Source organism: Caenibacillus caldisaponilyticus, from assembly GCF_002003465.1.
Lineage (GTDB): Bacteria > Bacillota > Bacilli > Bacillales > Sporolactobacillaceae > Caenibacillus > Caenibacillus caldisaponilyticus.
The window spans coordinates 49,291-70,937 of record NZ_BDDQ01000028.1 but is presented as its reverse complement, the minus strand read 5'-3'; the positions used below and the strand labels follow the sequence as shown (position 1 = coordinate 70,937).

The 21,647-nt window shown below is 52.6% G+C and carries 19 protein-coding genes and 2 tRNA genes; 18 read left to right on the top strand and 3 right to left on the bottom strand.

Annotated elements, in window-relative coordinates:
- The 4 genes from CCB157_RS09315 to CCB157_RS09300 form a co-directional block, all read left to right on the top strand.
- A partial coding sequence (locus CCB157_RS09315; protein WP_143286989.1) for a transposase occupies positions 1-373 on the top strand: 373 nt, incomplete at its 5' end.
- Between the two features lie 504 nt (positions 374-877).
- Positions 878-1,345, top strand: a complete 468-nt coding sequence (locus CCB157_RS09310) for a PH domain-containing protein (RefSeq protein WP_077615629.1) — start codon at positions 878-880, stop codon at positions 1,343-1,345.
- Complete coding sequence (locus CCB157_RS09305; RefSeq protein ID WP_158077259.1) at positions 1,338-2,828, top strand: PH domain-containing protein; 1,491 nt, start codon at positions 1,338-1,340, stop codon at positions 2,826-2,828. Before CCB157_RS09310 ends, CCB157_RS09305 begins: the two co-directional genes overlap by 8 nt.
- A gap of 327 nt (positions 2,829-3,155) precedes the next feature.
- The gene (locus CCB157_RS09300) at positions 3,156-3,626 is read left to right on the top strand and encodes a DinB family protein (RefSeq protein ID WP_077615627.1); all 471 of its coding nucleotides are present in this window, start codon (positions 3,156-3,158) and stop codon (positions 3,624-3,626) included.
- A gap of 540 nt (positions 3,627-4,166) precedes the next feature.
- On the opposite strand, the gene CCB157_RS09290 is transcribed toward CCB157_RS09300, so the two are convergent.
- Positions 4,167-4,721: a spore coat protein gene (locus CCB157_RS09290; RefSeq protein ID WP_077615625.1), complete on the bottom strand. Its 555-nt coding sequence runs from the start codon at positions 4,719-4,721 to the stop codon at positions 4,167-4,169.
- A 356-nt stretch (positions 4,722-5,077) separates the two neighbouring features.
- Positions 5,078-6,163: an AI-2E family transporter gene (locus CCB157_RS09285; RefSeq protein ID WP_077615624.1), complete on the bottom strand. Its 1,086-nt coding sequence runs from the start codon at positions 6,161-6,163 to the stop codon at positions 5,078-5,080.
- A gap of 334 nt (positions 6,164-6,497) precedes the next feature.
- Here CCB157_RS09285 and CCB157_RS09280 point away from each other — a divergent pair, with 334 nt between their 5' ends.
- The 4 genes from CCB157_RS09280 (at position 6,498) to CCB157_RS09265 (ending at position 12,457) form a co-directional block, all read left to right on the top strand.
- Positions 6,498-7,328: an MBL fold metallo-hydrolase gene (locus CCB157_RS09280; protein ID WP_077615623.1), complete on the top strand. Its 831-nt coding sequence runs from the start codon at positions 6,498-6,500 to the stop codon at positions 7,326-7,328.
- A 551-nt stretch (positions 7,329-7,879) separates the two neighbouring features.
- Entirely contained in the window at positions 7,880-9,400 is a 1,521-nt protein-coding gene (locus CCB157_RS09275; RefSeq protein ID WP_238594646.1) for a helix-turn-helix transcriptional regulator, read from the top strand.
- Between the two features lie 554 nt (positions 9,401-9,954).
- Complete coding sequence (locus CCB157_RS09270; RefSeq protein WP_077615622.1) at positions 9,955-11,370, top strand: LysM peptidoglycan-binding domain-containing protein; 1,416 nt, start codon at positions 9,955-9,957, stop codon at positions 11,368-11,370.
- A gap of 511 nt (positions 11,371-11,881) precedes the next feature.
- Positions 11,882-12,457 (top strand): hypothetical protein, encoded by a 576-nt coding sequence (locus CCB157_RS09265; protein ID WP_238594645.1) that lies wholly within the window; start codon positions 11,882-11,884, stop codon positions 12,455-12,457.
- 65 nt (positions 12,458-12,522) lie between these two features.
- Here CCB157_RS09265 and tatA read toward each other — a convergent pair whose 3' ends face one another.
- Positions 12,523-12,714 carry a twin-arginine translocase TatA/TatE family subunit gene (gene tatA, locus CCB157_RS09260; protein ID WP_077615621.1) on the bottom strand — a complete coding sequence of 64 codons (192 nt, stop codon included), beginning with the start codon at positions 12,712-12,714 and terminating at the stop codon, positions 12,523-12,525.
- 510 nt (positions 12,715-13,224) lie between these two features.
- Here tatA and CCB157_RS09250 point away from each other — a divergent pair.
- The 10 genes from CCB157_RS09250 (at position 13,225) to CCB157_RS09205 (ending at position 21,577) form a co-directional block, all read left to right on the top strand.
- The gene (locus CCB157_RS09250; protein ID WP_077615619.1) at positions 13,225-13,812 is read left to right on the top strand and encodes a hypothetical protein; all 588 of its coding nucleotides are present in this window, start codon (positions 13,225-13,227) and stop codon (positions 13,810-13,812) included.
- Between the two features lie 300 nt (positions 13,813-14,112).
- A complete protein-coding gene (locus tag CCB157_RS09245; RefSeq protein WP_077615618.1) occupies positions 14,113-15,300 on the top strand; it encodes a MalY/PatB family protein in 1,188 nt (395 codons plus the stop codon).
- A gap of 235 nt (positions 15,301-15,535) precedes the next feature.
- Complete coding sequence (locus CCB157_RS09240) at positions 15,536-15,718, top strand: hypothetical protein (RefSeq protein ID WP_077615617.1); 183 nt, start codon at positions 15,536-15,538, stop codon at positions 15,716-15,718.
- Between the two features lie 291 nt (positions 15,719-16,009).
- Positions 16,010-16,098: transfer RNA gene (locus CCB157_RS09235), tRNA-Leu, on the top strand.
- A 155-nt stretch (positions 16,099-16,253) separates the two neighbouring features.
- Positions 16,254-16,330, top strand: a tRNA-Pro gene (locus CCB157_RS09230).
- Between the two features lie 333 nt (positions 16,331-16,663).
- Complete coding sequence (locus CCB157_RS09225) at positions 16,664-16,990, top strand: metal-sensing transcriptional repressor (RefSeq protein ID WP_077615616.1); 327 nt, start codon at positions 16,664-16,666, stop codon at positions 16,988-16,990.
- A gap of 21 nt (positions 16,991-17,011) precedes the next feature.
- On the top strand, positions 17,012-19,408 hold the full coding sequence (locus CCB157_RS09220; protein ID WP_077615615.1) for a heavy metal translocating P-type ATPase: 2,397 nt from the start codon (positions 17,012-17,014) through the stop codon (positions 19,406-19,408).
- Between the two features lie 206 nt (positions 19,409-19,614).
- Positions 19,615-19,821 (top strand): copper chaperone CopZ, encoded by a 207-nt coding sequence (gene copZ, locus CCB157_RS09215; protein WP_077615614.1) that lies wholly within the window; start codon positions 19,615-19,617, stop codon positions 19,819-19,821.
- Positions 19,822-20,204: 383 nt separating this feature from the next.
- Positions 20,205-20,747, top strand: coding sequence for a thiol-disulfide oxidoreductase ResA (gene resA, locus CCB157_RS09210; RefSeq protein ID WP_077615613.1), 543 nt, complete (start codon positions 20,205-20,207; stop codon positions 20,745-20,747).
- A gap of 68 nt (positions 20,748-20,815) precedes the next feature.
- Entirely contained in the window at positions 20,816-21,577 is a 762-nt protein-coding gene (locus tag CCB157_RS09205) for a cytochrome c biogenesis CcdA family protein (protein ID WP_077615612.1), read from the top strand.
- Positions 21,578-21,647 lie beyond the last annotated feature (70 nt).

Sequence of the window (21,647 nt, the reverse complement as noted above, 5' to 3'; positions counted from 1 at the left end):
GTTCCGTTATTGGTCTCATCGCACAGACCGAAACGGTTTTACCAGAGAATTTAAAGTCTACGAATGTGAAGACTGTTCAGGTTGTCCGTTCCGTTCCCAATGTACCAAAGCAAAAGAAGGACATCATCGAAGAATACAATATAACCAAAAATGGGAAGAACATAAAGAATTCATTAGGCAGAAGCTTTCGGAAAAAGAAACTGGTGAAATCTACGGCAAACGTAAAATTGATGTGGAACCAGTTTTTGGATTTCTGAAGGCTAATTTGCGTTTCACTCGTTTGTCAGTGAGAGGCAAAGAAAAGGTGAAAAATGAATTGGGATTTGCATTCATGGCGGTGAACTTGAGAAAGATCACCGCCATGAAAAGTTAATCCACCTAAATATAAGGGAAAATAACACCTGAAAAAGGTTCCGACCATCAAAAAGCGATAATCGGAACCTTTTTTACGTTATTTTGGGCTAGTTATGTCCCGGCCCCTTAGTTTGTCTTTGGAGAATAAAAGGAAGCGTGTCTGTTTTTAAAGACGGCTCATTTGCTATATCCGTTTTTCGGCGAAGCGGCGACATGGCAACATGCCGGGATTCGATGTGTTAGTTTTTAAATATAATCAAAAATTTATTGATTTCATGTATATTTTTTGTATAATTTAATACTGGCTATTTAAATGAATTCTGGAATGATGCGGTGACGGCCTAGGCCAAAGCCGCGACGAATGTCCGGGAAAACTTGACGTCTGCGCATCGTTGAAAGAAGGCGCCTCATTGATGGTCAAAATCGCCGTCGGGCATGTCCCGAACCGGCTTCATTTTTTGTCGGACGTTCGGAACGTCAAAGCAAGCAAAGGCCGTCGCCGGGGTCGGGGGAGCGTGGTCGTTTGCAATACATTCATCCGAAAGCGATAAAGGTTTGGCGCATCCACGGCATGATATCCGCCGCCATTAGTTTTGTTTTATTCCTCGTCTTAATGCTTTTGGGTTTGTTTCTGTTTCGATGGCTCCTTTATCTCGCGGCGGGTTTCCTTGTCATCGGTTTAGTCGACTTTTTGATTTTTGTGAGCGTCATCCCGATTCTCCGTTGGCGGTTTTTCCGTTATCGGATCAATGAAACGCACGTGGTGATCCGGGATGGGATATGGTTCGTCAAACATACCGTCATTCCCATGGCGCGCATTCAATTCGTCGAAGCCGAGCAAGGACCGTTGCTTCGCGCCTATCGGCTGGCGAAACTGAAGATTTCCACCGCGACATCGACGCATCATATTCCGGCGCTGTCGATCGGACAAGCTCAAAAGTTGCGCGACCGGTTGGCCGCGTTCATCCAGGCGAGTGATGTGGATGTCTGAGATGAAGCGCGCGCATCCGCTTTCGATCTTTGCGGGGTTTTTCAAGGAGTTAAAGCAACTGCTGTTGCCCATTATCATCGGAGCCTTGTTCGGGATTCGCCACGATGACGGCATGTCCGAATGGTTTGCGCTCTTCGGCATAGGCATCTGTCTCTTTTTTGCCGTCATCGAATGGTGGCGCACCCGCTATCAAGTACTGGAAGATCAATTGTACGTGAAAATCGGCACCATCTTTATGAAAGAGCGGTTCATCCGCTTTGAGCGCATCCAATCCCTTCATCTTTCGACGAATCCCTTTCTCAAGCTGTTCGGTTTGGTCCGCCTCGAAGTGCACACGGCGGGCGGGGAAGACAAGGCTGAATTTGCATTGCCGGCGGTGAAACGTGATGAAGCTCTCCGGTTGCAAGAACGGATCGGCGGCTCCAATCGCTCTTCCCAGGAGGATCTCCTCGCCGTTCTTGATCGTTCCGAGAATTCCGAGCGGGTTTACCGTTTGCGCGGCGGCGAGTTGGTGTTGGCCGCTCTGACGTCCTCGGGCGCCCGTGTCATTTTTCTCGGTCTGTTCACCTTGCTTGGACAAATCGGGGAGTTGTGGGATCGCGTTTCCTTCATCACTCCCCTGCGGCGCGAATTTCATCGCGTGATCGGCGTGCCCTTGTTGGAAGCGGCGGCGGGGGTTGCCGCGGTTTTATTGATCTTTTGGCTGCTTTCTTCCGCCATCGCTTTTGTTAAAATGTATCGTTTTACCCTGACCGTCCGCGAAAAAGATTGGGTGATCAGAAGGGGATTTTTCGAACAGACGGAACAAATCGTTCCGTTCAAGCGGGTGCAGGCCGTTAAAATCAGGGAAAATTGGCTCAAACAATCGTTCGGTTATGCCTCGGTTTATCTGGACGTGGCCGGCGGGCAGGCCGGAGACGGTGCGAGTGAAGTGTTGCTTTATCCGCTGATTCGGAAAGAAAGGGTCGCCGAATTTCTCGCGGCGATCCGTTCGCCGTTTCCGTGGGCGGTACCCACCGCCGCGGTTTCGATACGTGCGTTTTATTGGAAAATCATTAAATACGTCGTGCCGCTTGCCGTTTTGGCGACCATATTGAGCCTGTGGGTGCCCTATGGCGCATGGAGCTGGCTTTTGGTGGCGGCCAGCATGGCGCTTTCGTGGTTGGGGTATCGTGACGCCTCGTTTGCGGTTGACGGCGACCGGGTCGCTTTAGGGCGCAGGGAATTTTCAAAGGAAACGATTTTGACGGAGAGAAAGCGGCTGCAGTTTTTATCCTGCCGAGTGTCGCCCGTTCAAAAGCGATTGAAGCTGATGACGGTCCAATCCGGGCTCATCGCCGGAAACAACGGCTATTCGTTCCGGATTTGTGATTTGCCGCTTGCGGAAGGCCGGCGCTTGTACGAATGGTATATAACGGCGTATACGCGCTCCGCCCGGCGTGAGCTGCAAAGGGTCGACGGCGAATCGTCCTATTCGCTCTAGGAGTCGGCCCTTCGAGTCGGGAATGATTTTCCGTCAATCATGGGGCGGATCGAGTTTTTGTTAATAAATGGGCCATCCGCTTCGAGTGGTTGTACGGTCCGTGAAGTGGGCCTCTGCAAAACACAGCCGTTCAAGATGCGGGCTTTCACAGCGGTTCGCGCCTCGCGGGGGAAAACCGGTATCTTTGAGTTGAAACGCCTTTTTCATTTAAGGATCGCGGCGTTCAATCAATAAAACGTTCTACGCATGGAAGGCTGGATGCTTGCTCCCGCGGGTGGTCTCCTTTTACTTTAAAAGAGGTTAAGCAAACGCAGAGGAGGGGGATCCATGACCGAAAATTTCTTATGGAAACAGTTGAAGTTTGTCCGCGGCCAAACTTTAAAAGAAACGGACGGCATCAGCGAGGCCGAAGCCGATCAAATGCCCGACGGGTTCCGCAACACAATTCGCTGGCACCTCGGCCATATTTTCACGGTTGATGCGCAACTCGTCGCCGGGTTGACCGGACAGGCGGCCGACTTGCCGGACGCTTATCCGATATTTTTTGCACGGGGAACAAAACCCGCAGATTGGACGGAGCCGGCGCCGTCTCTTTCCGAGCTCCGCAGCCGGCTGCAGGAACAGCCGAACCAATTGGAACAACTTTTCCGGAACCGTCTTGATGATCGGTTGCTGAAGCCGTTTAATGCCGGAACGCTTTCCGTCGAAACCGTTGGCGAATTGCTCCAGTTTCTCGCTTATCATGAAGCGCTTCATTTGGGTTTTATAAAAGGTCTCAAGCGGGCCATCGGGCTTTAATGGCCGCCGCAAGCGGTTAGTGAATAATGATTACAGTTAGGAAAAAGAAGCCGGCCGGAGCGGTCTCTCGCGTTTGCCGGTTCTTTTTGTTTATGATTCCGGCGGTAGCCCGTTATGTCAAAACATCGTTTCAACTTAATATGCGAATCAATCGCCATAAAAATGGGTGTATGCAAGCTTGGGGACAACCGCTGAAGTTCGACAAAACCGGCACCGAAGGATCCATTTGCCCAATTGGCGCAAATCACATCGATTTTTCTGGTGCCGTTCCGTGCCGCCGCGCTCTGTGTTCGTGGCAATCAAGGAAAACCCGGGGGAATTCAACAAAAACCGCCTGGAATTCAACGAAAACGGCGGAAAATTCAATGAAAAGATGGGGGAATTCAACGAAAATCGGTGGGGATTCAATAAATCTATATTTTTTGTCAATTAATCCCCGCATGGAACCATGATAATTCAAAAAACGCCATATCGGCCAACCGAAAAAACACCACAATAAATTTATGGCGGAGTTGTGCCGTATGGCTTAAAACAGAATCATTATTGGGGAGGGACGAGACCGTACATGCCGCCGATTTTTTCTGTCATGGCGGCATCGGCCGCTTCGAGCGGATAATACCCTTTTTTCACCATCCATTGCCAGACGTCGTAGGCATGATTGCAGCTCATTAGGAAGGCGGTTTGACAGAACGCGCGAATGTCGGGATGGCTCATTTCCATCGCCGCCCAAGCGTATTCGCGCCCGGCTCTTTTTAAGGTCAACAAATAGGCCGTTGCCATCTCGCGGTCATTAAATTCTTGAACGCTTGTTCTCGGCGTGACCGGAACGTAGGAAGCGGACGGCGATTGCGTATACGATTGGAGCGTCCGATTGATCTCTGGGGTCGGCAGCTTGGTCTGTGCGCCTTGCGCTTTGCTTAAATATTCGACTTTCATGTCATAATCTCGTATGTGGTAAGGCAGATGAGTTTCGATGAGAGCTTTCAATTCGGGATCTTGAACATGTTGCAGAAAATAGCCCATGTTCGTAATCGAATTGACGCAGCTCATCGTTAATTCGTGGAGATCGTGCATTTCATGTGCGGCGAGTTGCATGGCCGTTTACCTCCTGTTCTCATAATCATGTGCACAGTCATTGTGCGGCCTGTCTAACATTTTCTCACGCGCTGCGGTTAATTATTCCGCTATTGGTGTACCCAGACACATCCTTTGGTACCGACCAGCATGGCGCATGAGACCGTACCCTTTGAATCAGCAGCCGTCCGCCCGCAGGTGATCTCATCGCAATAGCGTCGTGATGGCTTTTTATCCCTGCCTTCTGCGGCAGCGAAAGGATTCCGTGTACAAAGTCATAAAGAAACGGAACAACGCGATCTTCAGCCGTTTAAAGGTCGCAATTGAGAAAAACCAAACGGCCGCCGATGTGACGAACCGGTGGCCGTTGGTTTCGGTCATATCTTTTTGGCGTTGTTGTGGAGCCGCCACAGGCGATAGAGGTTGATGACGACCGTTTTGGCGACGGCATAAACGGGCACCGCAAGAATCATGCCGAGGATTCCGGCGAGGTTGCCCGCGACGAGCAAAAGGACGATGATCGTCAACGGGTGCATATCCAAGCGCTTGCCGATGATCAGAGGCGACAGGAGGTTGCCGTCGATCTGTTGAACGATGACGACGATGAGAACGGTCAGGAGCGCTTTGGTCGGCGAATCCAACAAGCCGACGATGACCGCCGGTGCGGCGCCGATGAATGGACCCAAATACGGAATGATGTTCGTGATCGCGATGATCAGCCCGAGCAACAAGGCGTATGGCAGATGAATGATGAGAAAGCCGATGAAGGTGAGCATGCCGACCGCAAAGCAAACGAAGGTTTGCCCTTGAATATAGGCGCCGAGCGTTTCCGCCGTTTCTTTGATGATGTTCAGGCTTTCCTGCCGGTACGCCGCCGGGATGAAGCGCGTCACCGCCTGCGGGAATTTGTGCCCGTCTTTGAACATGTAAAACAGGATAAATGGCACGGTGATGATCGTGATCGTAATGCTCGTGACGATGCTGATGGCCGTTTGCATGCCTGAAGTGATGTTATCCGTGAATTGAGTGACCCAGCTGATGACCGATTTATTGATTTTATCCAAATAATCTTGTTGTTGGATCCAAACGAACCAATCGGATTCCGTCAAATCTTGAATGAGCTTTTTACTGGTATGGACGTAATCGGGAATGTGATTGATCAACTGGTTGATCTGCCGGACGATCATCGGCCCGATCCAACCGATCAATCCGCCCACGACGCCGATAAAGACGATATAGAGGATCAAAATCGCCAAGGTGCGGGGAATCCGCGCCCGTTCAATGAGGTTGACGGCGGGATTCAAAAGAAAATAAAGGAAAATGGAGATCAAAAAGGGAAAAAACAGCGTTGAAATAAAGATGAACAACGGTTCAAAGAAGAACGACAATTTCGTGCAAATGTAAACGATGACGACGATCATCAAAATTTCAAAGGTCCAAAAATGGAGTTTGGATTTGAACACCTCATCAAGCTCCTCCCAGCGCACGGCTCCGCTTCCATGCTTCTGTCTTTATGTTAGCTTAGTTTGGTTCCCAGGGCAATCGTCCCAGCGTCAAGGCTTCGCGAAACACGGGCGCCGGGAGACAAGCGGGCATCCCTCCTTCTTATGAACAGGATTTTTTTGAAAAAGATCGAATATGAAATATAATTAAAATAAATTTCCGGCCTCCGGTCCGAACATGGAATGGCCAAGGGGGACGGCGATGCCGGACAAAAAGGGTTCCGGCAACCGGCATTTTTCCGTGTCCGTGGTTTCTCTCAGGGCCGCTTATTATCCAGAACGGATGTGAAAGAACATGGTCAACTTGCAAACAACCGTCGTGGAATTTCAAGGCGTAAAGGCTCTATCCGGAAAGTTCAACCGTTTGGGCAATCATTTTTCTTTTTTTGTTTATTATGTGGACGGCCTTCTTATCGACACCGGACCTGTGTTCGCCCGGGAAACGGTCGCCGCTTTCGCCGAATCGATGCGCCCGAAAGCGATTGTTTTGACGCACTATCATGAAGATCATTCGGGGAATGCCGCTTACCTTCACGATCGCTTGCAAATCCCTTTATATATGAGTCGGCGTACGGCGGAACGATTGGCCGAACCTCTGATCTTGCCGTTCTATCGCCGCGTGGTTTGGGGAGCGGGCGAACCGGTTCGCGGCGAGCCGATTGGTGAACGGTTAACGTTGGACGGCCGCGTTTTCGAAGTTATTCCGACGCCAGGACATTCCGACGACCACATTTCACTCTACCAAGCGGAAAGGCGTCTCCTGTTTAGCGGCGATTTGTTTTTGGGCCGCCGTCTTCGTTACGGGATGCGGGAAGAATCGATCGCCGACATGATCGCCTCGCTCGATCGGGTCATGGCTTATCGCTTTGATGCGCTTTGTTGCGGACATGCCGGTTTTGTTCCGGACGGACGGGAAGCGTTAAAACAGAAGGGCGAGTTTTTGCGGCGTCTAGAGGCTTCAACCAAGGCGCTCGCGGAAAAGGGATTGTCCGCCCGGCAAATCGCCCGGAGACTGTTGCCGAAAGGGTACAAGGTGCGGTTCGCTTCGTTAGGCGAAATGTCGCCGGTCCATCTCATCCGGGCGATTCTCGCCGATCGCCGCACGGACGTCACGGACTTTTTCTGAAAGAATTCGCATGGGAAGTCTGCGGCACGGCTAAACGCGAATGGAGCTGGGGATGGCGACATGGCGTGAAACGATTTCGCCCGGTGTTGGGCGCCGGCCGGCAGCATTCAGTCGAAACCGACTCTGGAGCCTTTGGATATATTTTAGTGTGCGGTCGGAGGATGGGGAACGCTCAATGCCGGGCTGCCGAAGGGCCGTTGGCCTGGACGAAACGTGAAGAGGAGTGGGTGCTTGCCTCGCTTGAACGATCGGTCTGCGCCGATCCGGATGGAACCTTTTATTCAACCGCCCATTAATTGATCGCGTTTTTCGCTTTCGGAACCATCGCCCGCGTTTTGCGCTCCGGCCTTTCGTCCGCATTTTGTCGAAAGGCTTTTCCTTTTATGTCGAGCAAAAACTATCGGCTGTTCTGTCAATATATGTTATATTAATTATTGGGGGAATTTTTAGATAAGAAAAAATGAAAAACCGTTGGTCACCAGCTTAAACGTTTGTATCGCCTTGTCTTTGGCTAAAGAAAAGCCCATTTTTTCCAAAGGGGACTGAGAGCCGTGTTAAGATTGTTGGATGTTCATACAAAGGCGATTTTAAAAGATGGTGTCCAATTCATGCGGGCCAACCAAAATACCATCCGGATGGAATGGGAGGCGATTTTGCGGCGCCTGAAGCAGAGAAACGGGCAATCCGCCGCGACCTTTGAAGTGGCTTATCGCTTCTTTTCGGCTCTTTTATTGGATGACAAAGAGGAAGACGTCGACGCGATGATCGCCGGCATTCGCCATTTATGGGTGGCCGAATTTGGGCAATTGCCGCAACCCAATTTGACGATTTACATCCTCACGCTATTGGAGAATGCGGTTCATCAGGCGATTCAGTCGCATCGGGCCTCATTGAGATCCTACCATCCGGCGGTGCAATACCTTTTCTCAAAGATCTGCGAGGAAATGCTCTGTCAGCCGGGCGGGATGTCCCCCAACCTGCATTATTTTCTGCGCTTGATCGTCGAAGCCCGGCAGTTGCCGATCAAATGGATTGCCAGATTGGAGCAAAATGAAAACGGTTACAAGGTTAAGGAGATTTACGGCGCGATTCGGAAACCCGTGAAAGGGCTGGTGATTAACGCATCATCGGTCTTTCTGTTGTCGGAAGCTTTGATCGATTACATCTCGGAAAACGATGAGCGTTTAAAAGTGATCCCATTGCCTTGGAAACAAGAGATCTTGCTTTTCGGGACGACCGATAAAGATACCGCCGTCGTGACGCCGTTCCTCACATTTGCCATGCATTTACTGCAGATCACCGAGGAATGTTTTGCGCAGCGGCGGGAAGATGAGTGGAAAGATGCGGTCATTTTGTTTAACGACTGGATCATGCGGTCGCAAAACCTTCATGAAGCGATCCAAAATATCACTTGCGGTTATGCCCGGTATTTGCCTTTTGAGCGCTGCGCGTTGTTCACGTATTCCAAAACCGACGGCACGAGCGTCGGGCTGTTTGGCTATCATATCAATAATGAAGCGATTCAAAACGTGAAAATTAAAGTCGATGACATTCCGGCTATTGCCAACAAATTGAAGAAATTGGCGTCGCCGGACGCGGTTTACCCGTTCCAGCCGATTTATATTGAACATGCCGAACGAGATTTACCCGAGCCATACGTCCGGCAATTCCAGCTCGGTTCATTGGTCGTCGCCCCGATCTACGTGCCGTCCGAACGCTCGTTGATCGGCGCCGCGCTCTTGGACCGCGGTCCGGGCGTCCATTTCGACGTCGACAATCATACGTACACGGCGTTGATGAAGTTTGGGCAGAGCGCGGGGGAAATCTTGTCCAAATTCATGCATATGACGGCGATCAAGCAGCTCGTATATGGGTCCGTTTCGCTGTCGGAAAGAGAATTGGACGTTTTGAAATTGTTGGCAGAAGGTGCTTCGACGCAGGAAGCCGCCGACCGTCTCCATCTCAGCGAATATACGGTGCGCGATTATGTTTCGGACATCATGAAGCGATTGGGGGCGAGAAACCGTACGGAGGCGGTCGTCAAAGCGATGAGGCTTGGGTTGATCCATTGAAGCATCGTCTGGCCGTTACTTGCCGTCCATTTAAAATAGGTTTCATTCGCACCGCCTGACGACGGCGGATTTTTTATTTTACCCTTGCCTCGTCAAATCAAAAAAAGCAAAGCGAGAGCGGTTCTTCGCGGCGGGTGCCTCGGGCTGTCCGCCGCGCTGCTTCTGTCTCCGGGGCAACCCTTCCGGATGCGTTCGCTGCGCTGCTTGTCCACGCGGCAAATCGAACCGGTCTGCCCTTGGCCTCCTTTTACCGGTCTGCATGAGTCGCCCCTATTAAATGATCCAACACAACGGATCGGCCATTTTTGCATGGCTGATCGGGATCTGCACAAGGTTTTAGAGGTTTCACAGGCACCTTCTATGTCCTCCCGCGCTGGGTCGCCATGGAGTTGGCATGTACTGTTTTGCCGTTTTTGAGGAAGAAACCGTTAGGGCTCTGCGGTGGACGCGCGAAATAACGAGGGGAGCCGTGCAGGCGATGGCAATAACCCCTGTTGTTTTGCATACGGATAGATTATAAAGATCGGTTTCGGAATCATAAGGAGGTGAAGCGATTGCTCATTCACGTTGTAAGAAGTGGCGAGTCGCTTCGGCAAATTGCGGAGCGGTACGGAGTCGCCCTGTCCCGGCTGTTGGAGGTCAATGAATGGTCTGCTGGCGATCCGATCATTCCGGGATTGGCGTTGCTCATTCCGACGGCGAGCCGCTATCATACCGTTCGCCCCGGAGAGACGATTTGGCAGATCGCCGCCCGTTACGGCGTATCGGCGGAGGCGGTCATCCGCGCCAACCCTTCGGTGAATCCGGCAAACTTGAGGCCCGGCATGATCCTTGTCATTCCGCCCGTTCGACATACGGTGCGAGCGGGGGAAACGATCGCCGGCATCGCCGGCCGCTATCGGACGACGGTTCAGGCGATCCTCTCCGCCAATGCCATCACCGATCCGAACCGGCTCGTTCCCGGGACGGTATTGGCCATTCCGGCGGGGGAAAAACCGTCGATTGAAACCAACGGCTTTACGTATCTTTCCGGAAGCGAAGGCGCGGCGGCCATCGATCAAGTCGGCGACTTATTGACCTTCATGGCGCCGTTTGCCTATCGCATTCAAGCGAACGGCGGTCTTGAACCCTTCCCTGATGAAGCGTTGATCCCGCGGGCGACGGCGAAACGGGTAACGCCCATGATGGCGATCACCAATTTTACATCCAGCGATCCGGGATCGGCGCTCGCCCACGCCGTGCTGGCGAATGAAAGCGTTCAAGAAACGCTGTTGGACCGCATTCTGGCGACGATGCGGGCGAAAGGCTATCGCGGGCTGAACGTCGATTTTGAAAACGTGTATCCGCAAGACCGAAATGCCTATAACCGGTTTCTCGAACGGGCGAGAGACCGGCTGCACGCCGCGGGCTATTTTCTTTCGACTTCGCTCGCTCCCAAGACGAGCGGCGCCCAGCAAGGCCTTTTATATGAAGCGCACGATTATGCGGCGCACGGGCGGATTGCCGACTTTGTCGTTCTCATGACTTATGAGTGGGGGTACCGGCTCGGTCCGCCGCGCGCCATTTCACCGATCGGCAACATCAAGCAAGTCCTCGATTATGCGGTGACCGTCATCCCTCGCCATAAAATCATGATGGGATTTCAGATCTACGCGCGGGATTGGCTGCTGCCCCATGTTCCCGGCCGGGAAGCGGAGACGTTCAGCCCGCGTGAAGCGATCCGCCGCGCCGTGCGCTATGGGGCCGTGATTCAATACGATGAAGCGAGCGCGTCCCCGTATTTTCGCTATTATGATGAACGGGGGCGGCTCCATGAAGTTTGGTTTGAAGATGCCCGCAGCGCCCTGGCCAAGTTTGAGTTGTTGAAAAGCTATCCTTTGCGCGGTGTCAGCTATTGGGTGCTCGGTTACGAATATCCGGAAAACTGGGCGCTCCTCGGAGACCTTTTTACCATCATTAAGCGCCCGTAAGGTGATTGCCCTCACTGCGGAGTTTCTTCGCGTGAGGGCGTTTTTTCTCGTTCGGCATCGCTATACTGCGCCTTCATAGGGGTTGGTTTCCGTTGATTTCCCATGCCATTTAGTTTTCCGTTGCATTTGTTTCACCTGCGCGGCGATCCCGGGGCCGTGTGGCGCTTATCGATGATTCCGACAGGCAACTCGTCGCCGCTGCCGTGGCCTCCATTTTGATTTTTCATGTTTTGTCGCATTGCCGGAGATTTTGCGGAAAGGGGGTCCGCCTTTGCATGGATCTGCCGGGAGATGACCTATAATCGGATGCATTCGACCGCAACCAGCGCGTGTCGAACGGGGCGGTTTCAGGGGAAATGGGTTAGAATGTTTTTATCGTCGTCCCTAACAATGATAAAATAAAAAATTGGATTGAACTTCAGACGGAAGAAGCCGGGGGCGCGACAAGGCGGTCCACCAACGGGACAAGCCGTCACCGTGTGGAGACAACTGGGAGGTCAATGTTTTTATTATGAAGAAGAGCAATCAGTTCAGACGGGCTTTGAAATTTATCCTCTTGGTTACTTTAATTTCGATCCCATTGAGCGGGGCGTTCGATACGGCGACGGTTTTTCTTGATGCGGTCCCGTGGTATTTCGGCATTTTTATCGTGATCTTTATTGTTTTTATTGGCGCCTTTTTTGATATGATCGGGGTGGCTGCCGCGGCCGCCGAAGAACCGCCTTTTCACGCGATGGCTTCCAAGCGGGTTTTCGGCGCAAAGATGGCGGTGAAAATCGTTCGCAATGCGGAGCGGGTCGCCAGTGTGTGCAGCGATGTTATCGGCGACATCGCCGGGGTGTTGAGCGGTGCCACGGCGCTCGCCGTCGGGGAACAGGTCGCCATGGCGTTCGGTCTTGAGGGGTGGGCGGAAGAATGCGTCTCCATCGCTTTAACCGTGTTGGCGACGGCGCTGACCATCGGGGCGAAAGCGTTAGGAAAGACGATCGCGGTTTATTTTCCGACGCCGATTGTGCTGATGGCCGCCAAAGTCTTGGAAAGCTTTTTAAACAGAAAAAAACCCCAAAAAATCAACCGCAGGCGTTAATGCGGAAGTGGCGATTTTGGGGCGTTTCCGGCTTATTCACTTCTTGCTAAAACCACATGGCTAAGTCAAGCTCTGGGACCGTTATCCTCTTTCTTTTTTTCTTGCGCTTTGTCGTCATCGGTCAGGCCGTTGATCGCATTTTTAAATTCCTTCAAGGTGTGGCCGGCCGCACGTCCGAGTTCCGGGAGTTTCTTCGGACCGAACAGGATTAAGGCAAAGAACAGGATTAACAGAATTTCTCCAAAGCCGAGATTCATGGTCTTCACCTTCAATAATAGTAAATGTTTTAATTATAATATAACTCAATTATCGGTGAAAGACAATGTCATCACCTCATGCATAATTTCTTCGTTTTTGCCGATGATCATTCATCGGTTTTCTTTTTTGGCTTTTTCGGAGAACCATCGTTGGCAGGGTCTGGCGCTCGCCGTTCCGGCCGGGAATGGCGGCATCTTGAAAAACCGGGATAAATGCGGGGAAGAAACGTTGAAGGAATCGCAACCGCTTTGCCCGAACTATATAAACCAGGGGATGCCGGCGATCCAATGGGGGTGCTGGCCGCGGAGCGACGGGAGGAGCCCCGAAAGCGAAAGACTTGGATGAAGCCGCGTTCCCGCGAAGCCGCCGGCGGGGAGTTAGGCATCATTGCGAAAAAAGAACGCCTATTCCCTCGATAAACGTCCTCTTTTTTTGGAAACTTTCCCAAAATGGTGAAAGTGGATTTATGATAGGATGAAGATAAGGTTGTAAGATTTAGGGGGAGATACATGCGGCACGGGATGCTCGAGCAACGGCTTGGCACTCTTATGGACGAATGGTATGATGTCCGCTTAAAAGAACCCGAAAAGATGATCACGGTTAAAGGAACGATAGACGCTCTTGTCGATAGGCTCCCGTTTATCGAGGAGAAATGGCGGATGGAGTATACCATCCTCAATTACGGACACGCGGTTTTGAACGCCCAGTCCGATCACGCCATCCGGCACTATTATGAAATGCTGCCGAAACTGTATAAATTTACGGAACGACAACTGTACTTCGCCAGTTTTTTTAAAGGAACGGAAGCGTTTTCGCAGGGAAAATTGCTGCAAGCACTAAAACATTATAAAGAGGCGCTCCGCCTTTTAAAATACGTGCCTAGAGTCGTCGAAGAGGGCGAAATCTATTTTAAGATCGCCTGTGTTTATTATAAAATCGGGGCCTATCACACCGCGAACCGATTTCTGCATAGAGCGTTGTTCATTTACAGCGGTGAGCGGGGTTACCCGGAACGCGTCGATGCCTGCAAGCTTCTTTTTTCCTTGATCCGCCGAAAACCGAATCCGAAATGGCAATGGGGGTGTGCTTCTCTTTGAGAAGCCCCTTTTTTCGTTTCGGGCGGCACGGGCGGTTTTTTGCTGCTGAAGTGCCCGCTTCTTTTCACTGATCGGGAAGCCTCTTTTACGCGGCATCGCTTTTCAGTGTTAAAAGACCGCGTCCAATGATCGCACGGAGACTTCTCCGTGTTTTTTATTTTTTGCGGTGATTTCAATGTTTTAAGGAACGTTTTTCTTTAGAAAAGAACCATTTTTTGCAACATAGGACTTCCTTATCTCTGTGATGTGCTAAGATAGGGTTGATGGTTTGTGTTGACTTCGCTTCTTTGAGGTGAGAACATGTCAAGGTTCGATGCGGTGATCGATAGAAGAGGAACGAATTCGGTGAAGTGGGACGATGTCGAAAGAATTTTCGGCGAGCCCGATATTTTGCCGCTTTGGGTCGCCGATATGGATTTTTCCTGTCCGCCGGAAGTCGTGGAAGCCGTCGTGAAGCGGGCGCAACATCCGATTTATGGCTATCCCGGCAAACCTAAAGCCCTTTTTGAAGCGGCGAAAGGCTGGATTCGTCGGCGGTTTGGCTACGATCTGAAAACGGAGTGGATGACCGCGGTTCCCGGGGTGGTTCCCGCCATCCGGATGGCGATCATGGCGTTTACGAAACCGGGAGATAAAGTCGTCATCCAGCCGCCGATCTATCCGCCGTTCTTCTCAACCGTTGAAGACTTGGGTCGCCGGCTGGTCAAGAATCCGCTGAAAGTGGAAAACGGCCGCTATGTGATGGATTTCGACGATTTAAAGCGAAAAATTGACGAACGCACGAAGATGATTCTCTTGTGCAGTCCGCATAACCCGGTCGGTCGGGTATGGACGAAAGACGAGTTGCTTGAGCTTGGGGAGATCGCCATTCGCCACGACTTAATCGTCGTTTCGGATGAAATCCATTCTGATCTCGTTTATGAAAAAGGTGCGCATACGCCGTTTTACGCGCTGTCCGAAAGCCTCGCCGACCGATGTATCACATTCATTTCGGGGAGCAAAACGTTTAATCTCGCCGGGCTGTTTTCGTCGATCGCCATCGCGAAGAATCCGAAGATCATGAGGGCATTTAAAACCGCTGTCTCCCAAGCCGGTCTTGAACACATCAATTTGTTCGGCATCGAAGCGATGACCGCCGCATATCATCATGGTGACGCCTGGCTTGATGAATTAAACGTTTATTTAAAAGAAAACGCTGAACATATCAAACGCTTTTTATCGGAACGCGTGCCCGAAGTGAAAATGACGATGCCGGAAGCGACGTACTTGGCGTGGCTCGACTTTCGCGAATTGGGATTGGACAGCCGAAAGCTGCGGAATTTCCTCATTCGCGAGGCCAAGCTCGGTTTGAATAACGGTTATGATTTCGGCGAAGAGGGCGAAGGGTTCATGCGTTTGAATTTTGGTTGCCCGCGTTCGATCTTGGACGAGGCGCTCGAGCGTTTGGAAACAGCGGTCCACCGATTACGGGTGGAGAATGTGCGTTGAACCATTCGGATTTGTATACCCGCCTCCCGTTATTGGGGGAGACGATCGCAACGCAAGGCCGTGGTTCAAACCGGAGCGGGGCGTGTGTTTACGGCTGGGATTCTATCCTTGCGTGCATTCGGGTCTTGGGGCTCTACGGAAGGCGTGACGCGTGCGAAGGGCGGGCGCCGAGTGTGCGCCTCTTCTAGGTTTCATGGATGCGCGTCATGCCGTTAAATAACCGGGGAGATGAGGCATGCTCGATTTTTTGCTTTGGCACTTGCTGCTCGGGTTGATCATCGCCTTGCTGTTTGCCGTCATATTGTGGGACGATCCGCACGGGGCAAAGCGCTCCCGCCGTAAAGCCAAACTTCCTCGGTCGCCGGAAAGCGGGCAAGGGCCGCCCGGCACCGGGGACGAATTCGGAGAAGAGCCGTAGACGGGAAGCCGGGCCATCGGCCGATCTTGAATCGTGCTGTCCGGCCGCTTTGACGGCGGGCCTGTGTTTTGCCTTTTTGGATGGCGATGTTTTCAAACCCCGCTCAGCAGAAAGAGCGTTGGTGCGTTGTTTGACTGCGCGCAGGCTTGCTTTATCTTTTAGGAAAAGCGGTTTTGCAAGCCGTTTGGTTTCGAGACTTGAAAGGGGATGAGAATGGTAAAAAATTCCTTTAAATTTCTCCTTGCATTTTTCGAAGTGCTCGTCGTATAATATACCTTGTCATCGGGATCTGCGGACGTGGCGGAATTGGCAGACGCGCTAGACTCAGGATCTAGTGGTAGTCAAATACCGTGGAGGTTCGAGTCCTCTCGTCCGCACCATATGTAAATGGTATGGCCGTGCACGGGAAGCCGTGACCTATAACGGCTTCGTCGGAATGCGGCTTTGCTTGGAATCGGCGTCTCGTCGACCGTTGGCAAGCGTGACACAGCTTGCGAAGGGACAGACAGCCAAGCCAATTCAATACACAGATCGTCGGGAAGTGGCTCAGCTTGGTAGAGCACCACGTTCGGGACGTGGGGGTCGCAGGTTCGAATCCTGTCTTCCCGACCATTTTTATGCCCATTACAGCGCGGTTTTTCGGATTTCACCGAAATTCCGCGCTTTTTACGTGGGGCTCAATTGCAAACATTTTGCCAATCCAAATATATTCTCCATGACCAATAGTTTTTTAATTAATAGTATTATTGGTTTTCGTGATTGTACCCTCAATCATGCGGTCGGAAGTGTTCATTTTGGTGAATGCCTGAAGGCATTTGGAATGATGGGCAGAAACTTTCTTCACAGTTTTGGTCGGGAACGGTCCGATTCAACGATTGGCAGCAAGCAAATCGTTTGTATAAAATACCTTACGGGGGTATACTATTTACCAGCGAGGTGATGAACATGGCGCACCACCAAGCCCAAGAGGTTGACATGCAGCCGGAACGGAAGCCTTTGGTCCCGAGAACGGAGCAAGAGAAACAGCGTTTGCTCAACCGCCTCAAGCGGATTGAAGGCCAAGTGCGCGGCCTGCAAAAAATGGTTGAAGACGACCGCTATTGCGTCGACATTCTCGTGCAGCTTTCGGCGGTTCAGGCGGCGTTGCGGGAAGTCGGTTTCTCCTTGACGGAAAGACACGCGAAGATGTGCGTCGCCCATGCTATCCAAGAGGGTTCGGGTGAAGAACACATCGATGAATTGTTGAAAGTCGTCCGGCAGTTAACGAAATAAAGGCCGACCGGGGGTGAGAAGATGGGCAAAGCGTTGGAACTGTCGCTTGATATCACCGGCATGACGTGTGCGGCCTGCGCGAACCGGATTGAAAAAGTGCTCAATAAAATGGACGGCGTGACGGCTACGGTGAACCTTGCGGCGGAAAACGCCAAGATTACCTATGACCGGGAACAAGCCGAACCCAAAGCGATCATTGAAAGGATCGAGAAATTGGGCTACGGGGTGGCGCCGAAAAAAGCGATTTTCGACATCCGCGGCATGACGTGCGCGGCTTGCGCGAACCGGATTGAAAAAGTGCTCAATAAAATGGACGGCATCGAAAGCGCCGCCGTCAACCTGGCGACCGAAACCGCGGACGTGGCCTATCTGCCCGGTGTCGTCGAGATCGCCGACATCCGCGAGCGGGTGAAAAAGATCGGTTATGAGGCGATCCCGAAATCGGAAGGCGAAGAAGACGGCGCCTACAAGGAAAAAGAATACCGGGCGAAACGCGTCCGTTTCATGGTCTCCGCGGCGCTGTCCATTCCTTTCGTTTATATGATGATCGCGGATCGCACGGGGCTTTTCATGCCGATGATGCTGGAAAACCCGTGGGTTCAAGCCGTATTGGCAGGGATCGTGCAATTTTATATCGGGGCGCCGTTTTATGCCGGAGCGGTGCGCGCGCTCCTCAATCGGAGCGCCAACATGGACGTGCTCGTCGCGCTCGGCACCTCCGCGGCTTATTTTTACAGCCTGTACGGCACGATCCGCGCGCAAGCCCAACCGAGCTTTACGCCGGAACTTTACTATGAAACGAGCGCGATCCTGATTACCTTGATTCTTCTCGGCAAGCTCTTGGAGGCCCGGGCCAAGGGCCGGACGACCGAAGCGATCAAAAAACTCCTCGATTTGCAGGCGAAAGAGGCGACCGTTTTCCGCGACGGCAAAGAGATAAAAATTTCGGCGGAAGCGGTCGTGCCGGGCGATGTGCTCATCGTCAAACCCGGCGAAAAGATCCCCGTCGACGGCACCGTGATCAGCGGCGCTTCGAGCGTCGACGAATCGATGATCACCGGCGAATCGCTGCCGGTTGAAAAGGCGGCCGGCGACGCCGTCATCGGCGCCACCATCAATCAAACCGGCACGTTGAAAATTCGGGCCGATAAAGTCGGGAAAGATACGGTGTTGAGCGGGATCATCAAGATCGTAAAAGAAGCGCAAGGATCCAAAGCGCCGATCCAACGGCTCGCCGATGTCATTTCGGGCATTTTTGTTCCGATCGTCGTCGCGGTCGCGGCGGTGACGTTCCTGGTGTGGCTGTCCTTTGTCAGGCCCGGCGATTGGCCGGCCGCGCTCGATGCCGCCATTTCGGTGCTCGTCATCGCTTGTCCGTGTGCGCTCGGTCTCGCGACGCCGACATCGGTCATGGTGGGCACCGGAAAAGGCGCCGAACTGGGCGTCTTGTTCAAAGGCGGCGAGGCGTTGGAGACGGCCCACAAGCTCGACGTCGTCTTGCTCGATAAAACCGGTACCGTGACGAAAGGAAAGCCGGAAGTCGTCCGTTTTGTAGTCGAGGATGGTGAAGGCGACCGGATACTGAGAGCCGTCGTCTCCGCCGAAAACGCGTCGGAACATCCGCTCGCCCGGGCGATCGTCGCCTACGGCCTCGAGCGCGGCGTGGAGCCGCTCGAAGTCGATGCGTTTCGGGCCGTCCCGGGCCGGGGCATTGAAGCCGAGGTCGATGGCCGCGCCATTGTCGTCGGCACGCGTCGTTTGCTGAGTGACCATGGCATCCGATATGATTCATACCAACAAACCATCGCCGAGCTCGAAAGCGAAGGCAAAACGGCGATGCTCATCGCGGTGGACGGCGAGGCGAAAGGCGTCATTGCGGTGGCCGATGAATTGAAAGACACGTCGCGGCAAGCGATCGCCGATCTGAAACGGCTCGGCGTCGATGTCCGGATGGTCACCGGCGACAACGAACAAACCGCCCGGGCCGTCGCCGGGCAGGCGGGCATTGCGCATGTCTATGCGGAAGTGTTGCCCGAAGAAAAAGCGGAAATCGTCAAGGCGTTGCAGCGGCAAGGCAAGCGCGTCGCCATGGTCGGCGACGGGATCAACGATGCGCCGGCGCTCGCCGCGGCCGATATCGGCATGGCGATCGGCACCGGCTCCGACATCGCGATCGAAACCGCGGACATTACCCTCGTCGGCGGCGATTTGTCCCATATTCCGAAAGCGATCGCTCTAAGCCGCGCGACCATGCGCAACATTCGGCAAAATTTGTTTTGGGCCCTGTTTTACAATTGCATCGGCATTCCGATCGCCGCTTTCGGCCTGCTGTCGCCGTGGGTGGCCGGCGCCGCGATGGCATTCAGCTCGGTATCGGTGACGGCCAACGCGCTGCGCCTGAAACGCGTTCACATATAACGCGATCACCGGCGTCCGCTTCCGCTTGGCACCATCCTAAGGAGGTTCGCTGGTCAGCGGGGGCGAAAAAAGAGGATCGCCCTCCTGTTTCGATTCGGCGGGACGGCCGACGCCGGTGGGCGCTCAGCCGTTTGTTTACACCGCCAACCGATTGCTCTCTTGGGCAACGCTTATACTAATCAAAAAACTGAATGGAGGGTTTCATGATGGAAAATGTGGTCTTGGATGTGAAAGGCATGACGTGCGGGCATTGCGAGGCGGCGGTCTCCGGAGCGTTAAAAGCGCTCGACGGTGTGGCCGACGTCAAAGTCCATCTCGATACCGGTAAGGTGGATGTCCGCTATGACAAAGATAAAGTCAGCCTTGAACAAATGAAGGAAGCGATTGAAGAACAAGGTTACGACGTCGTATAAAAACGATGAACCCGTTCGGCGCACGTCCGGACGGGTTCATTTTCTATGATAAAGTTTCTTCGCGGGATCACTTCCTGATGTTGCTTTCTTGAATCTTTCGTCGGAGTGCAGGCAGCATGCCCAAAGCGGGCACGTGTCCGGTTGGGGATGTATTCATGAGCCAAGATTGATAATTATTTCAGAAAATATAGATATACTGAATGCCTGCCGTTTTTCATTGAATTCTTGGCGGTTTTCGTTGAATTCACCAGGATTTTTATTGAATAAGGGAAAGCAGGCGGCGCGGAAAAATATGATTCTTTTCATCGTAATGAAAACATTCTTTATTCATCGACGGCCAAGTTTGTTTATAATGGGGAATGAAAAGGTTTAGGAGGATCGAGATGAACAACGAACAATACCTTAGCAAGCGGCGATGGCGCTTGCTCATGCGAACCGCGCTCATCCTTCTCATCGCCGCGGCGGTCGGTTTTACCATTTATCAAGTCGTCAGGGACAAGCAAAACATTGATGTCGGCGATCAAGCGCCGGATTTCGCTTTGAAAACCTTGGACGGCAAAGAGGTCAAGCTTTCCGATTTTCGCGGCCAAGGGGTCTTGCTGAATTTTTGGGGATCATGGTGCGATCCTTGCAAAGAAGAGATGCCGTACATAAATGAAGTGTATGAAAAGCACTTGAAGAACGTTAAGATTTTGGCGGTGAACATCCAAGAGTCGCCGGTCGTCGTCCGCGGTTTTTTTGAACGCTACGGCTTAAAATTTACGACCGTTCTCGACCGGGACGGCGCGGTGACGCGGGCTTATCACATCGGGCCGATCCCGACGACCTTTTTGATCGACAAGAACGGGCGGATCGTGAAGAAGATTACCGGGGGCATGGATAGTCCCGAAGCGGTGGAAAAGAATTTGAAACTCGTTCAGCCGTAAGGTTCTCCGTTTGCCCGGACCGCCGTGGAGCGGTAGACTTCATATGATCAAACGGAGAGTGGACGCGCATGGAACCGGTGGGGTCCAGCACCGGTTGGCGGAAAAAAGGAGGTGCGCGCTTGGCTGCCAACGTTAATCTTTTTTTGGCTTTCGGAGCGGGATTCTTGTCGTTTGTATCGCCGTGCACGCTGCCGCTCTACCCCGGTTTTTTATCGTATATCACGGGGCTTTCGGTCGATGAACTGAAGGGGCTGAACGGCCGCCTCGAACGGCGTGTGATCGTTCATACGTTGCTTTTCATGCTCGGTTTTTCCGTCATTTTTCTCTCGCTCGGCGTGTCTACGACGGTCATCGCCCGGTTATTCGTGAATTACAGCGTTCTCATCCGGCAGATCGGCGCGATTTTAATCGTCGTTTTCGGACTCATGATCATGGGGGTGTGGAAACCCGGTTTTTTAATGAAGGATAAACGGGTGACGTTTCGCTCCCGCCCGGCCGGATACGTCGGTTCGGTGCTGATCGGCATGGGCTTTGCCGCCGGTTGGACGCCTTGCACCGGTCCGATCCTCTCCGCGGTCATCACGCTGGGCATAACGGATCCGGGCAAAGGGCTGTTTTATATGGCCGCGTACACGGCCGGGTTTGCTTTGCCCTTTCTCATTCTCGCTTTTTTCATCGGAAGGCTTGGTTGGATTCGCCGCCATCACGTGTTGATGACGAAAATCGGCGGCGTTTTGATGGTGGCGATGGGCGTTTTCCTCTATTTCGATTGGATGGCGAAGATTTCATCGTTTGTCAACCGCGTGTTCGGCGGGGTGACGGGATTTTAATACTAACACTCGCCGGTGCCTCCCGTCCGAATCCTTTGCGATCGCAGGCGAGGATTTTGGAAACCCGGGC

What these genes read in the sequence shown, in the direction of transcription:
- CCB157_RS09225 (WP_077615616.1), top strand. Translation starts at nt 16,664, where the DNA reads ATGGCGCACCACCAAGCCCAAGAGGTTGACATGCAGCCGGAACGGAAG.
- CCB157_RS09250 (WP_077615619.1), top strand. Translation starts at nt 13,225, where the DNA reads ATGCGGCACGGGATGCTCGAGCAACGGCTTGGCACTCTTATGGACGAA.
- CCB157_RS09300 (WP_077615627.1), top strand. Translation starts at nt 3,156, where the DNA reads ATGACCGAAAATTTCTTATGGAAACAGTTGAAGTTTGTCCGCGGCCAA.
- CCB157_RS09220 (WP_077615615.1), top strand. Translation starts at nt 17,012, where the DNA reads ATGGGCAAAGCGTTGGAACTGTCGCTTGATATCACCGGCATGACGTGT.
- CCB157_RS09240 (WP_077615617.1), top strand. Translation starts at nt 15,536, where the DNA reads ATGCTCGATTTTTTGCTTTGGCACTTGCTGCTCGGGTTGATCATCGCC.
- resA (WP_077615613.1), top strand. Translation starts at nt 20,205, where the DNA reads ATGAACAACGAACAATACCTTAGCAAGCGGCGATGGCGCTTGCTCATG.
- CCB157_RS09245 (WP_077615618.1), top strand. Translation starts at nt 14,113, where the DNA reads ATGTCAAGGTTCGATGCGGTGATCGATAGAAGAGGAACGAATTCGGTG.
- CCB157_RS09205 (WP_077615612.1), top strand. Translation starts at nt 20,816, where the DNA reads ATGGAACCGGTGGGGTCCAGCACCGGTTGGCGGAAAAAAGGAGGTGCG.
- CCB157_RS09290 (WP_077615625.1), bottom strand. Translation starts at nt 4,721, where the DNA reads ATGCAACTCGCCGCACATGAAATGCACGATCTCCACGAATTAACGATG.
- CCB157_RS09265 (WP_238594645.1), top strand. Translation starts at nt 11,882, where the DNA reads ATGAAGAAGAGCAATCAGTTCAGACGGGCTTTGAAATTTATCCTCTTG.
- CCB157_RS09305 (WP_158077259.1), top strand. Translation starts at nt 1,338, where the DNA reads ATGTCTGAGATGAAGCGCGCGCATCCGCTTTCGATCTTTGCGGGGTTT.
- CCB157_RS09280 (WP_077615623.1), top strand. Translation starts at nt 6,498, where the DNA reads ATGGTCAACTTGCAAACAACCGTCGTGGAATTTCAAGGCGTAAAGGCT.
- tatA (WP_077615621.1), bottom strand. Translation starts at nt 12,714, where the DNA reads ATGAATCTCGGCTTTGGAGAAATTCTGTTAATCCTGTTCTTTGCCTTA.
- copZ (WP_077615614.1), top strand. Translation starts at nt 19,615, where the DNA reads ATGGAAAATGTGGTCTTGGATGTGAAAGGCATGACGTGCGGGCATTGC.